Below are 13,083 nucleotides of genomic sequence, written 5' to 3'. Positions count from 1 at the left end.
CACCCTGTTTTCCGCGCGGCTTGAATGCCGCGTCGTCGTCCATCGTCTACGCGGGCCGGAAACCCGCATGCTCCAGCGCCGTGCGCGCCTCGTCCGAGCCAAGTGCATCGAGAAACGCCTGCACGGCCGGACGCTGCTTGCGCGCCGTTACCAACGCGAAGTCATAATGCTCTTCCGCGAACGGAATGAAACCGAGGCCGACCGCATGGGCGACCGGCGCAATGGTCATGCCCCAGTCGGCGCGGTGCTGCGCGACGGCCGCGGCCACGGCGTTGTGCGAGCGCGGCTGGTTCCAGTACCCTTCCGGGCGCGCGCCACCGAGCAGCCGGTCGATCAGGATGCGCGTGCCGGCGCCCTGGTTGCGATTGACCATGATGCAGGTGGCATCAGCGAGCGCGGCAGCCACCGCCTCCTTCGCGCCGAGCCTCTCGAAACGCTTGTCCTCCTTGCGGAAGACGATGCCCTGCATCCGCCGCCAGCCCGGCACGAGCTCGAGCCCATCCACGAGATACGGCGTGTTGTAGGTCTCGCTTCTGTCGTCGAACAGATGGATCGGCGCGAGATCGCACTCGCCGCGCTTGGCCGCCGCAAGCCCGCCAAGGCTCCCGACGGCGATCGAGCGCACGGTGAGGCCCGCATGTGCGAGCTGGGCGGTGACGAGGTCGAGGCCGGTGCAATGGCTGCCGACGATGACGAGATCGGGCACCCGCACATGCGGCGTGAACAGCGTCACCTCGGTCTCGGTCCCGGCCTGCATCTGGTCGGCGAGCGCGTCGATGCGCAGAAAACCGTCGGCCTGGGCGAAGGACGTGATCGCACCGGAGCCCTTGCCCGAGGGATAGGCGATCAGGCCGTCCTTGCCCTCGACCAGCGAGACCATCACGAACTCGGTGCGGCCGAGCTCGGAGGCAATGCGCACCGGCACGGTCGCATTCACCTTGGCATCGGAGCGTGGCGGCAGTCCGGCCATCCTGCGCAGCACCGGCACGATCATGTCGTGGAAGGTGAACATCGCCGAGGTCGGAAAGCCCGGCAGGATCACCACCGGCTTGCCGTCGCAGACCGCAAGGCACAGCGGCTTGCCGGGTTTTAACGCCACGCCATGCGCGATGATGCCGGGCTGACCAAGCCGGCCGATGATGCGATGGGACAGATCTCCTGCGCCTTTCGACGTACCGCCTGACAGCACCAGCATGTCGGCGTCCGCAAGCGCGCTCCGCATCGCGGCTTCGAGCTTTGCTTCATCGTCGGGAACGGCGCCGAGGAAATCCGCGTCGCCCCCGTTCTCGTCGATCGCGGCTGCGACGATCGCGCCGTTGGTGTCGTAGATCGCAGCCGGCGCGAGCGCCTCGCCGGGTTGCACCAGCTCGTCGCCGGTGGAGATCACGGCCACACACGGCTTGCGCGCGACCTTCACCTCGGCAATGCCGCAGGCCGCGAGCATGCCGATTTCACGCGAGCCGACGATCGTGCCCGCACGCAGCAGCGCCTCGCCGCGCGCGATGTCGGACCCGGCGTAGGAGACGAACTGTCCTGGCGAGACGGCGCGACGAACCTCGATCGCATCCGCACCTGCCGGCTGGGTGTGCTCAACCATCACGACGGCATCAGCCCCGCGCGGCAGCGGACCGCCGGTGGCGATCGGCGTTGCCGTTCCTACTGCGACCTGCAGCGTCGGCGCGGTGCCGCAGTGAATCGTCTCCCCATTCAGCGCCAGCCGAACGGGTGCGCCTTCGCCAGTAGTAGTGAGATCCGACGAACGCACGGCAAAGCCGTCGACATTGGACCGGTCGAACGGCGGCACATCGATCGGCGCGGTGATATCCTCAGCAAGCGCGGCGCCGAGCGCATCGGCGAGCTTGCGCGTCTCGCTGGGGATCGCGCGCGGGAACAGCGCAGCCTCGAAGCGCGCCAACGCCTCCTCGCGCGAGAGGATTTTGAGAAACTGCTCCTGCTCGAGCGCGCTGCGGTCTTGCGATTGCGGGATCATCGTCATGCCAAATCCATATCACGCCCGCATCAGATAGGCATCGACCGGTGTTCCCGCCGCAAATCCCTCGTGGCTGGCGGGAATGAGCAGCCATGCATCCGCTCGGGCAATGGCGTGCAGCGGCCATTCGCCCACGGCAAGCGGCATCCAGGCATGATGCTCCTCGGCCAGCAGCGCGACCTCCGCGATGCCGACGCTGGATGCGATCTTGCGCGCGAGCGGCAACCTCACTTGCCGTCGTGGCCGGCGCGCCGACAGGTGGTCGACCACCGGAAGCACCAGTGTCAGCCAGACCGCGAGCGCATGATCCGGCGAGCCCGGCAGGACAATGACGGGAACCTGTCCAAGCCGCCCGACCGCGGCGGTGCGGCCCGGCGCAAGCGCAATGCCATGGGCGATCACCGCGCCGCGCCGAGCCAGCGCAGTGACGGCAGCATCCCGGCGACCGACGCCGCTGCCGCCGACGATCAGGAGCAGGTCGCAAGCCGCTGCATCGAGCGCATCTGCGATCGATGCTTCATCGCGCGTGGCAGCCTGATGCGTGTTCACATCAAGGCCGGCCCCGCATGCGATGCCGGCGATCAACTGCGTCGTCGCCGTCGCCCCCGGCACGTTGACGATACGCAGCCGCGGCCGCCGCACGCTGAGCCTGTCCATCGCCGCGACGCTTGCGAGCAGCAGGTCGGCGGGACCGACTGGACGCCCCTCTGCGGCGGCCGTCGCGCCGGCGGCGATGTCGCTTCCGGCGCGGCGGACGCCCTGTCCCGGTACGCCCTCGGCCAGCACCTGGGCAAGCGGCCCAGATACCTCGACGGCATCGGCATCGAGCACACAGTCGCAACCCGCCGGCATCGCATCGCCGGCATCGACCCAGGTCGGCGCCGTCGTCAGGGGTAGCGGCGAATATGCGGACGCGCCGACGAGATCATTGGCGCGCAGCGCCCAACCGTCCGTGGCAGCGAGATCGTGCGGCGGCCAGGCCGCAAGCAGCGGAGCCTCCGCCGCAATGCAATCGGCCGCTTCGGTCAACGGCAACTCGACGGGTGCGAGCGGCGTGAGCGCGTTCAGCAGTGCTGCGAGCGCAACGTCGAGCGGTGTGAGCGATGGCGGCAGGCGCTGGGTCATGCGCCATGATGGACCATGCATCGCCCGGTTTGGCAACCGCCGGCGATGCGGAGATCAGCCGCCCGACTGGCTTGCATTCGGAAAGAACAGCTGCTGCCCATCGACCTTGTAGCCGGCAATCGCCGCCTGTCCGTCCGGCGAGATCAGCCAGTCGACGAAGCTTTGCCCGAGCTCCTTCTTCACGTTCGGAAATTTCTCGGGGTTCATCAGCATAACGCCGTACTGGTTGAGCAGACGCTTGTCGCCTTCGACGATGATGTCGAGGTTGCCACGCTCCTTGAAGGCGATCCAGCTGCCGCGGTCCGACAGCACATAGGCATTCGCCGTGCGCGCGGCCTCGAGCGCCGCGGCCATGCCCTGCTTGGCCTCGCGATACCAGGCACCCTTGGCGGCAGCGATGTCGATGCCGGCGACGATCCAGAGCGCGAGCTCCGCGGCGTGGGTTCCCGAACCATCGCCGCGCGTGACGAACGGCGCGCCCTTGGCCTCGATCGCCTTCAGCGCGGTCGCGATATCCTTGCCCTTCACGCCGGCCGGATCGTTCTTCGGCCCGACCAGGACATAGTCGTTGTACATCACGTCGAAGCGCTTCACGGCAAAACCGTCGGCGACGAATTTCTCCTCCTGCGGCCGCGCATGAATCAGCACGACATCGGCTTCACCCTTGCGCGCGCCGTCGAGCACCTCATCGGCGCGCCGCGCGATCACCCTGACGTCGACGCCGGTCTTGTCACGGAAGATCGGCAGCAGATGATCGAGCAGGCCGGACTCCTGCGTGGCTGTCGTCGTGGCCAGCACGATCGTACGGTCCTGCGCGAATGACGCCGCAACGCCCGCGGCGAGACCGCAAAGAAGCGCAGATAGAGCAAAAAGGCGCCGGACGGCCATGAGCGGGTTCCCATCGATATGACGCAATCATGATGACCGATTGCGCCGCACTGATGACGCGCGACGCCGATCGGCGGCCGGCGGGAACAACAAAGGATTGAGTGGCAGCGACGCCACTACCAGCGGCAGATCTCGCCGAGCGCCCGCGCGTTGCGCAAATGTCCAGGCACTCGGGAAAGTTCGGCAACGCTTCGACGCGCATCGCAAGGCTCGCACCATTCGAGCGCTGCAGATTGTAAACCCAATGCGAAATCGCTGGTCAGCATGTGTTGCAAAGCAGCGAGATGATCGGGCATGGTTCGCGCGGACCGAAATTGAACTGCAGAATTCCACCTGCGATGAACGTTCAAAAAGAAGCAAGAATTTGCATAGGAATGCAGGATGGAATTCCTGACGACCAGTGAAGCTGCTGACTACCTCCGACTTGGCGAACGCAAACTCTACGAACTCGTCACCAACGGCGCGATCCCCTGCACCAAGGTGACCGGCAAATGGCTTTTCCCGCGCCACGAGCTCGATCTCTGGGTGCTGTCGGGCATGGCGCGTCCGGCCGGCATGCTGACGGCGGAGCCGCCGCCAGTCGTTGGCGGCAGCCAGGACGAGCTGCTCGATTGGAGCCTGCGCGAATCCGGCTCCGGCCTTGGCTCTATGAGCGAAGGCAGCGCGCGCGGGCTCGAGCGCCTGCAGCGCGACGAGGTGATGGCCGCGGCGGTGCACTTCCACAGCCTGGATGCCGAGGGCAATCTTGCCGCCGACGCCAGCGCGACGGCGCTGCGCGACGCTCCGGACCTGCATGATGCGGTGCTGGTCGCGTTCACGCGCCGCGAGCAGGGCCTGGTGCTGCCGCCGGGCAATCCGAAACGGCTGCGCGGCCTGTCCGACGTGCTCGCGCTCGGCGTCAGGATGGCGATGCGGCAGCAGGGCACGGGCGCGCAGATGCTGCTCGACGTGCTGTTGACGCGCGCCGGCGCGTCGACGCGCGATTTGCGGCGGATCGAGACGCCCGCGCTCACCGGACCGGATCTCGCCGAAATGGTGCGCGCCGGACAAGCCGATTGCGGCGTCGCCACGCGCGCGGCGGCGCGCTCGGCTGGGCTCGATTTCGTGCCGCTGGTCTGGGAGAATTTTGACCTTGCGATGCGGCAGCGCACCTACTTCCGCCCGCCGATGCAGGCGCTGATCCGGTTCCTCAATGAAAGGCGGCTGCGCCAGCGCGCCGAGGAACTGACCGGATACGATCCCTCCCCCGCCGGGCAGATCCGCTTCGCAGCCTGACATTGACGCCCGCCCCCTAATAGTTGCAAAAGAAACCAATTCAGCCGGGCCGTACCCGGGACAGGCAACACCGGCCAACGAGCCGGATCAGGGGAGGACAAGCGTGAATCCAGCGAGATTTGGACTGCCGGTCGCGGCCGCCTTGATGGCGGCGCTGCTGCCGGATGCGGCGTCGGCACAGGTGTCCGACAACATCGTCAAGATCGGCGTGCTCACCGACATGAACGGCCCGGCCTCCGCGCCGACCGGCCAGGGCTCCGTGACGGCGGCGCAGATGGCGATCGACGATTTCGGCGGCACCGTGCTCGGCAAGCCGATCAGCATCGTGATCGGCGACCACCAATTGAAGGCAGATGTCGGCGGCGCGATCGCGCGGCGCTGGTACGACGTGGACCAGGTGGACCTGATCGTCGACGTGCCGGTCTCCGCCGTTGGCCTCGCGGTGCAGAACATCGCCAACGAAAAGAAGCGGCTGTTCATCACCCATTCCACCGGCACGGCGGATTTCCACGGCAAGTTCTGCTCGCCTTACGCGATGCAGTGGGTGTTCGACACCCGCGCGCTCGCGGTCGGCACCGCGGATGCCGTGGTCAAGCGCGGCGGCGACAGCTGGTTCTTCATCACCGACGATTACGCCTTCGGCCATTCGCTGGAGCGCGATGCGTCCAGCGTCATCACCGCCAACGGCGGCAAGGTGCTGGGCTCGGTGAAGCCGCCCTTAGCAACGCCGGACCTCTCCTCCTTCGTGCTGCAGGCGCAGGCCTCCAAGGCCAAGATCATCGGCATTGCGGCTGGTCCCCCCAACAACATGAACGAGATCAAGACCGGCTCGGAGTTCGGCGTGTTCAAGGGCGGCCAGCAGATGGCGGCGCTGCTCGCGCTGATCACCGACATCCACGGCCTCGGCCTGCAGGCCGCGCAAGGCCTGTTGCTGACGACGTCGTTCTACTGGGACATGGACGACAAGACGCGCGAATGGTCGAAGCGCTATTTCGCCAAGATGAACAAGATGCCGTCGATGTGGCAGGCCGGCGTCTACTCCAGCGTGATCCACTATCTCAACGCCATCAAGGACGCCGGCACCGACGATCCGCTCAAGGTGGCCGCGAAGATGCGCGAGAAGCCGGTCGAGGATTTCTTCGCGCGCAACGGCAAACTGCGCGAGGACAATCTGATGGTGCACGACCTCTGGCTGGTGCAGGTGAAGACGCCGGAGGAGAGCAAGTACCCGTGGGACTATTACAAGATCCTCACGACCATCTCGGGCGAGAAGGCGTTTGGGCCGCCGGACCCGGCGTGCGCGATGGTGAAGAAGTGACGATCGCCTAAAGCGACCGTCACTTCACCACCCCGATCTCGCGAAGGTACTTCATCACGCCCGGATGAATGAGCTCCGGCTTCGGCGCGGCCGCCACCGTGTTCGACGCCGTGGTCTCGCAGGCCTGCGCGAGCTGCTTGCAGAAGGTCGCTTCGACGCCGTGCAGCGTCCTGGCGAGGCGATAGGCGACATCGTCGGGCAGATCCTCGCGCGTCAGGACAAAGCTCCAGGAGCCGAGCGAGGCGATCGGCTCGGCCTGCTTCGGGTAGCTGCCGGCCGGCACGAGCAGCGGCTTGAGGAACGCATGCTTGGCGCGGATGCGCGTGATCTCCTCGGCGGTGGGCGCAATGAAGCGCGCGCCTGAGGCGCTGGAGGCCACCGCGGCAAAGCCCGGCCAGCCGATGCCGGCGCCCCACAGCGCGGCGGCGCGGCCGTCCGCGACCATCGCGGGACCATCGCCGGCGCGGTCGAGATAGATCGCCTTGAAGTCTTCGTCCTGCTTCAGGCCGAGGCCATCGAGCACGTAGCGCGCCAGGATCGGCAGGCCCGATCCCTTTGCGCCGAACGCGACCGGCTGTCCCACGAGATCGCGGATGGTCTTGTAGGGACTGTCCGCCCGCACCACGAACATGCCGGGGTTGGAGTAGATCGCCGTGAGGATCTTCAGCCGCACCGGCGCGCGGCCGATGCCGGCAAAGGCCTCATAGGCTGGCTCGCCCGCGACCAAAGCGAGATCGAGCTCGCCCTTCTCCAGCAGCGGAATGTTCTCATTGCTGCCCTTGGTGTTGCGCGGAACGATGGTGGCTTGCGGATCGGCCGCGTTCATCACCTCGGCAAAGGCGTTGCCATAGAGCGGGAAGCCGCCGCCGGGCGTCGCAGTCCCTAAGCTGAGTGTCGTAGTCGGAATGGCCTTGCCTCCGGTTTGAGCAGCGGCGGGGCTTGCGAGTGGATTTGCGAGCAGCGCCGCACTGAAGAAAAGAGTGATTGCGAATCTCATGAATGGTCCCGGCAGGCCTGCGTCAACACCGACTTGCGACGATGTAGGCAGCGGCCCGTTTTTGTGAAAGCATGCAGCCCAACGACAATAGAACAATGGGAGGCTTCATGTTGCGAATTTTGCGTAACGGTGTTTTCGGGCTGGTTTTGCTTTTGGGTCTTTTCAGTGCCTCCCCTCCCGCCTCCGCCGGCTATCCCGACCGTCCCGTGCACTGGATGATCGGCTTCGCCGCCGGCGGCCCGGTCGACATCGTGGCGCGGATCATGGCGCAGGCGCTGTCGGATCGCCTCGGACAGCAATTCATCGTCGAGAACCGCGCCGGCTCCGGCGGCAACATCGCGGCTGCGGCTGCGATCAACGCGGCCCCGGACGGCTATACGCTCTTGTTCGTGGCGCCCAACAACGCGATCTCGACCTCGCTGTACAAGAAGCTGCCGTTCGACTTCTTGCGCGACACCGTACCGGTCGCCAGCATCATGCAGCTCACCAACATGCTGGTCGTCTCCAATGCGTTTCCCGCGAAGACGGTTCAGGAGTTCATCGACTATTGCAAGGCGAACCCCGGCAAGATCTCCTTTGCCTCGTCCGGCAACGGCACCTCGGTGCACATGTCGGCGGAGCTGTTCAAGGCGATGACCAAGTGCGACATGATCCACGTGCCCTATCGGGGATCGGCGATCGCCTTCCCCGACATCATCTCCAACAAGGTGCAGCTGATCTTCGACAACCTCCCCTCCGCGCTCGAGCAGTCGCGCGGCGGCACTGTCCGCGCGCTGGGCGTGACCTCGCCGCAGCGCTGGCCGAGCGTGCCCGACGTGCCCGCCATCGCCGAGACGGTGCCGGGCTTCGAATCGGTCGGCTTCTACGGCATCTCCGCGCCGAAGGGCACGCCGCCCGAGATCGTCGAGACCCTCAACAAGGCCGTCGGCGACGCGCTGAAGGACCCGAAGGTGATCGCGCGGCTGACCGAGAACGGCGGCATCCCGAAGCCGATGACACCCGCCGAGTTCGGCAAGCTCGTCACTGATGAGACCGAGAAGTGGAAGAAGGTCGTCGAATTCGCCGGGGTCTCGGTGGACTAGGCGGCGGCTGACAACGAGCTTGCAGCTCGTCGACAAGGCGTTGGAGGGAGCCCGGCGGTCCCCTCCAACCAAAAAGCCGAAAAACAACCCCATGCACAGTAGACCAGGCCAGCAATTACAAGGGGTTACAGAGGTCACATAGCGAGTCCCGGGCAGGCTGATTTGACTCGTCGGGCAAAACAGGACTATAAGGCCATCATCGCAAATTTCGGGTATTCAAAAATCAACCGCGATGCTGCGCCGGCGCTCCGTCCCGCCCGAGTCAGCATTGCACCTCCGCCGCCATCCCTGTAAACGAACCGCGCACCGTTGCCGGCCGCACTCAAAGCGGCCGTCTCGCGGCGGGGCCTGTAGCTCAATGGTTAGAGCCGGCCGCTCATAACGGTCTGGTTGCAGGTTCGAGTCCTGCCGGGCCCACCAGCCTTCGCTCGCTTCGCGAGCTTCGGCTTGGCAAGCCAGCGCCACACGTCAAAAGCGAAGCGAGCGAAGGCTGCCGCGCCGAAGCCCAACGGGCATAGGCGGGCTGTAAAATCAATGACCAGGGCCATGACCTGATTTTGCGGTGGACTGGCTGATCTTATTGGAGACATGATCAAGACCACGACACTCCCCTTGCGACACGCGACGTCCGCGAGTGCATCCAGCGGCGGATGCGTGGCGCCGCTCCTGCCTCTCTCACTCCTGCCTCTCATTTCGGGACTGAACATGCGCAAGCTTCCGGTGATTTTGGCGATCTCGTGCTGGGCCACTTTGGCTTACGCACAAAAGGCCGACCTCATTGTCACCAACGCAAAAATCGTGACGCTGGATCCCGCATCGACGATCGCGCAGGCTCTCGCAGTCCGCGAAGGCAGGATCGTTGCAGTTGGCGGCAACGATGCCATGGAAGACCTGATCGGGCCTGCGACGCGCCGCGTCGACGCAAGCGGACGTACGATCATTCCGGGATTGATCGATTCCCATATTCACGCCGTGCGCGCCGGACTCACCTACGCAACCGAGGTCAACTGGATCGGCGCAAAGACCATCGGCGAGGCAATGGAACGTTTGCGCCAGGCGGCAAAAGCGCGGCCGGGGTCCTGGATTATCGTGGCCGGTGGCTGGAGCGAGTTGCAATTTACGGAGAAGCGGCGGCCAACCCTGGCCGAGGTGATGTCGGCAGTTCCTGACAATCCGGCTTACATCCAGCTCTTCTATTCGGCGGTGCTGATGACGCCGAAAGCGCAGCAAGCGCTCGGGATTTCCGCGGATCAGTTGCCGGCCGGTATCACGGCCGAACGCGCCGCATCGGGCGATACCACGGGCTGGTTCAATGGCTCTATTGTCAGCATCTCCGCGCTGTTCGATCGCCTGCCGAGGCCGAATTTCGAAGACAATGTCGCCGGGACCCGGCAGTTCTTCACGGAGCTCAATCGTCTCGGAATTACCGGGATCGTGGATCCCGGCGGATTCAGCATTTATCCCAGCCACTACGCCGCCTTGCAAAAGCTCTGGCGTGAAAAATCACTGTCGGTGCGGGTCGCCTACAGCCTGTTCGCCCAGAATGTCGGCACGGAATTTGAGGAGTACAAGAACCTCACGCCATTCCTGCCGATGGGATTCGGCGACGACATGCTGCGATTCAACGGAATCGGCGAGCGGATCACCGGCGCCATGTACAACAACAATGCGCCCGACGCGGCCGCCAAGGACAAGTTCCTCGAGATCGTTCGCTGGGCGGCCAAACAAGGGTTGACAGTCACCATCCACTGGCAGGAAGACAAATCCGTCCACCACCTCCTGGACCTTTATGAAGAGGTCAACAGGGAGACGCCAATCGCGCCGCTGCGCTGGTCCATCGCCCATCTCGACAACGCCTCACCCGAGACGCTGGCGCGGATGAAGGCCCTTGGTGTCGGCTGGACCATGCAGGACGCCATGTACCTCGGAGGCGACCGTATCGTGGCGCAGACGGGCGAAGCCGCGCGCAGCATGCCGCCCATCGTCACGGCGTTGCGCACGGGCGTCCATGTCGGGGCCGGCACGGATGCGCATCGGGTCGCATCCTACAATCCGTTCGTTGCGCTGCAATGGATGGTCGACGGCAAGACCGTCGGCGGACTATCGACGCGCGGGCCGGACGAAACGCCCAGCCGCGAAGATGCCTTGCGACTGTATACCGTGGGAAGCGCCTGGTTCTGCTTCGACGAGACGCGGCGCGGCACGCTTGAAAACGGCAAGCTCGCCGACTTCGCGATTCTCGATCGGGATTTCATGTCCGTCCCCGTCGAGCAAATTGGCGCCACGGCGTCTCTGTTGACGGTCGTGGGCGGCAAGGTCGTTTACGCAGCAGATGTCTTCGCAAACGCAAAATAGGAGCTGGAGGCCCGCCGTGCCGCTCACAACGATCTGGTCAGGTTCGAGTCCTGCCGAGCCCACCAATCAAGGGCCTTTCCATTCGCGTTGGTGACGCTTGCACCGCAGGCGGCCTGCGTGCGGCTGTCACACGTTGCCGAGATCATGAATGACAGGTTGGAGCGCGCCAATCCGATCCACATCGAGCGTTGCCAGCGTGATCGGCAGCTTGAAGCGCCTGCGCCCCGCACTTCCCGGGTTCAGGTAGAGCACGCCATCGATGGTCTCGATCGCGACGCGATGAGAGTGGCCCGATATCACGACATCGATCCCAAGCTCCTTCGGGTTGATCGTGAGTTGCTTGAGATCGTGCAAGACGTAGAAGCGGCGGCCGCCGAGGCACAAGGTTGCGGTGTCGGGGAAGCGCCTCGCCCAGTCGCCCGTGTCGACGTTCCCTCCGACGGCGGTCACAGGCGCGATCCGGTCAAGACGGTCGACGATCTCCGGAGTGCCGATATCACCGGCGTGGATGATGTGGGACACGCCGGCGAGGCAGTGCTCCGCCTCCGGCCTCAACAGCCCATGCGTGTCCGAAATCACCCCGATCTTGAGCGTCATCCTGGATCGCGTTTCGGTGCAGGATATCCGGCGGGACCGGTCGCTCTCTTCCTCATCCTGGTTGGTGACGAGGATCGAAGAGCGACGACCTTCGAATATGACGGTGGCAGTGCATTCAACGGCTCGGCCATCTTCAGGGATCCAAAGACCCACGAATTGAGTGCGTTTGCAACCGCAATACGCACCGCGCCGTCCGCCGTCAGCATATCATCGGGTCATCCCCGTGGTCGCAAACTCCGCCCGGCTGCTCCGAGGGCGCCGGCGCAAATGCGTGATGGGCCGGCGCCGCGATCGACCGATCGTCCTCGATGCTGGGGATGCCGGACCGCACGCTCTGCTCGGCATGTCGATCGCTCGCGCTGTGCTCGCGCGCCTGGAGCGGCGTGCTGAAGATTGCGGTGACGACGAGTCCGGCCAACAAGGTTTTGGACAGGGCTGACCGGATGGGATTTCTGAATGGTGTCATCGTGGCATTCCTTTCGATTGGGTGTTCTCCCGCGAGGCAGGAGATCCGATCCACCACCCTTAGACGTGCGTTGTCCCGCGCATATTCCCAAGTCACCAATCTTCGCATCGAACGTGAATAAGAATTCAGTCGGAACCGAGCCGGATGTGTCCACGTCGTGCGGGGCAACAGAGAAGGGCTGACGGGAGGCAGGCGCTGTGCGCCCTTCTATCGCCGAGGCGTAAGACAGATCCCGATCTGGTCAAAAGATGATCCGGGCCGGCCCTGCAACGAGCCGACATCGCCACCTGATTGCCTTTTCAGGATCTTTGCCACTTCCGATAACATCGTAGCACTGGGCACCACACCCGAGAGCCCGACACATCGACACCTTTCCGTTGCCACCCTTGCGCACGGTTGCGTGCACAAATCCTCGAGTCACAAGCTTGGAGTCACGAGCTAGGTCAAGCTCCTTGATCCTTGTCAACATCGGCATCAGCCGACGAGCGTCCTCATGCAAAGGGGGGACGACATCATAGGAGCAAAACGATGAAGCAAATGACCTTCAGGAATTTTGCAATTGCAACGTCGATTGTCGCTTTTGCAGCACTGTTCACGATTGACTGGTCTGAAAAGCGCGGGATTTCGCTCTCAGTTGAGAGCGCCCAAGCGAGGCGGCTCTATGTCAGCCCGTATCCCTACAATCACTACATACCCGATCAGACTGGTCTCCCCTGGTACGCAGTGCGGGCTTACTACGCTGGCGGCCCCTGGTGTGGGGTCGGCGGCAGAACCGGATACGGGTACGGCACTGGAGTCTTCGGGGCCGCTTCCTATACCTGCTACGACGGTTGGGCTAGCTACGCGAAGCTCAACGGCATTGGTTGCACGCCCGGCACACTGATCAAGGGCGGTGACGGAATCATGTACGTCTGCCAGTAAGCACGCGGACCGCGACGAGAGGCGGCGTGGTCGCCGCCTCTTTTAACTTGAAAGCACCTGTCCGTTCTC

The 13,083-nt window shown here is 64.6% G+C and carries 10 protein-coding genes and 1 tRNA gene; 6 read left to right on the top strand and 5 right to left on the bottom strand.

What is annotated here, in order from left to right; genetic code table 11:
• Positions 1-46 precede the first annotated feature (46 nt).
• The 3 genes from VGR99_RS08440 to VGR99_RS08430 are packed head-to-tail and all read right to left on the bottom strand — an operon-like array spanning position 47 to position 4,003.
• Positions 47-1,996: a molybdopterin biosynthesis protein gene (locus VGR99_RS08440; RefSeq protein WP_326897881.1), complete on the bottom strand. Its 1,950-nt coding sequence runs from the start codon at positions 1,994-1,996 to the stop codon at positions 47-49.
• Positions 1,997-2,008: 12 nt separating this feature from the next.
• A complete protein-coding gene (locus VGR99_RS08435; RefSeq protein WP_326897880.1) occupies positions 2,009-3,115 on the bottom strand; it encodes a molybdopterin-binding protein in 1,107 nt (368 codons plus the stop codon).
• A gap of 54 nt (positions 3,116-3,169) precedes the next feature.
• Positions 3,170-4,003, bottom strand: coding sequence for a substrate-binding domain-containing protein (locus VGR99_RS08430; protein ID WP_326897879.1), 834 nt, complete (start codon positions 4,001-4,003; stop codon positions 3,170-3,172).
• 381 nt (positions 4,004-4,384) lie between these two features.
• Here VGR99_RS08430 and VGR99_RS08425 point away from each other — a divergent pair, with 381 nt between their 5' ends.
• Complete coding sequence (locus VGR99_RS08425; protein WP_326897878.1) at positions 4,385-5,278, top strand: helix-turn-helix transcriptional regulator; 894 nt, start codon at positions 4,385-4,387, stop codon at positions 5,276-5,278.
• 103 nt (positions 5,279-5,381) lie between these two features.
• The gene (locus VGR99_RS08420; RefSeq protein ID WP_326897877.1) at positions 5,382-6,596 is read left to right on the top strand and encodes an ABC transporter substrate-binding protein; all 1,215 of its coding nucleotides are present in this window, start codon (positions 5,382-5,384) and stop codon (positions 6,594-6,596) included.
• A gap of 19 nt (positions 6,597-6,615) precedes the next feature.
• On the opposite strand, the gene VGR99_RS08415 is transcribed toward VGR99_RS08420, so the two are convergent.
• Positions 6,616-7,593, bottom strand: a complete 978-nt coding sequence (locus VGR99_RS08415) for a TAXI family TRAP transporter solute-binding subunit (protein WP_326897876.1) — start codon at positions 7,591-7,593, stop codon at positions 6,616-6,618.
• 107 nt (positions 7,594-7,700) lie between these two features.
• Here VGR99_RS08415 and VGR99_RS08410 point away from each other — a divergent pair, with 107 nt between their 5' ends.
• From VGR99_RS08410 to VGR99_RS08400, 3 genes are all read left to right on the top strand, one after another.
• Entirely contained in the window at positions 7,701-8,675 is a 975-nt protein-coding gene (locus tag VGR99_RS08410; protein ID WP_326897875.1) for a tripartite tricarboxylate transporter substrate binding protein, read from the top strand.
• 344 nt (positions 8,676-9,019) lie between these two features.
• Positions 9,020-9,095 (top strand) — tRNA-Ile (locus VGR99_RS08405).
• A 285-nt stretch (positions 9,096-9,380) separates the two neighbouring features.
• Positions 9,381-11,030, top strand: coding sequence for an amidohydrolase (locus tag VGR99_RS08400; protein WP_326897874.1), 1,650 nt, complete (start codon positions 9,381-9,383; stop codon positions 11,028-11,030).
• A 126-nt stretch (positions 11,031-11,156) separates the two neighbouring features.
• On the opposite strand, the gene VGR99_RS08395 is transcribed toward VGR99_RS08400, so the two are convergent.
• On the bottom strand, positions 11,157-11,627 hold the full coding sequence (locus VGR99_RS08395) for a metallophosphoesterase family protein (protein ID WP_326897873.1): 471 nt from the start codon (positions 11,625-11,627) through the stop codon (positions 11,157-11,159).
• A gap of 994 nt (positions 11,628-12,621) precedes the next feature.
• Between VGR99_RS08395 and VGR99_RS08390 the strand changes: the two genes are divergently transcribed.
• Complete coding sequence (locus VGR99_RS08390; protein ID WP_326897872.1) at positions 12,622-13,014, top strand: hypothetical protein; 393 nt, start codon at positions 12,622-12,624, stop codon at positions 13,012-13,014.
• The last annotated feature ends 69 nt before the right edge of the window (positions 13,015-13,083 follow it).

Source organism: Bradyrhizobium sp., from assembly GCF_035935975.1.
Taxonomy (GTDB): Bacteria; Pseudomonadota; Alphaproteobacteria; order Rhizobiales; family Xanthobacteraceae; genus Bradyrhizobium.
Note: the sequence above shows the minus strand (reverse complement) of the source record. Positions and strands in the feature narration are given on the sequence as shown.

Coding starts and splice junctions, on each gene's coding strand:
- VGR99_RS08400 (WP_326897874.1), top strand. CDS start 9,381: ATGCGCAAGCTTCCGGTGATTTTGGCGATCTCGTGCTGGGCCACTTTG.
- VGR99_RS08425 (WP_326897878.1), top strand. CDS start 4,385: ATGGAATTCCTGACGACCAGTGAAGCTGCTGACTACCTCCGACTTGGC.
- VGR99_RS08395 (WP_326897873.1), bottom strand. CDS start 11,627: ATGACGCTCAAGATCGGGGTGATTTCGGACACGCATGGGCTGTTGAGG.
- VGR99_RS08390 (WP_326897872.1), top strand. CDS start 12,622: ATGAAGCAAATGACCTTCAGGAATTTTGCAATTGCAACGTCGATTGTC.
- VGR99_RS08410 (WP_326897875.1), top strand. CDS start 7,701: ATGTTGCGAATTTTGCGTAACGGTGTTTTCGGGCTGGTTTTGCTTTTG.
- VGR99_RS08435 (WP_326897880.1), bottom strand. CDS start 3,115: ATGACCCAGCGCCTGCCGCCATCGCTCACACCGCTCGACGTTGCGCTC.
- VGR99_RS08440 (WP_326897881.1), bottom strand. CDS start 1,996: ATGACGATGATCCCGCAATCGCAAGACCGCAGCGCGCTCGAGCAGGAG.
- VGR99_RS08415 (WP_326897876.1), bottom strand. CDS start 7,593: ATGAGATTCGCAATCACTCTTTTCTTCAGTGCGGCGCTGCTCGCAAAT.
- VGR99_RS08430 (WP_326897879.1), bottom strand. CDS start 4,003: ATGGCCGTCCGGCGCCTTTTTGCTCTATCTGCGCTTCTTTGCGGTCTC.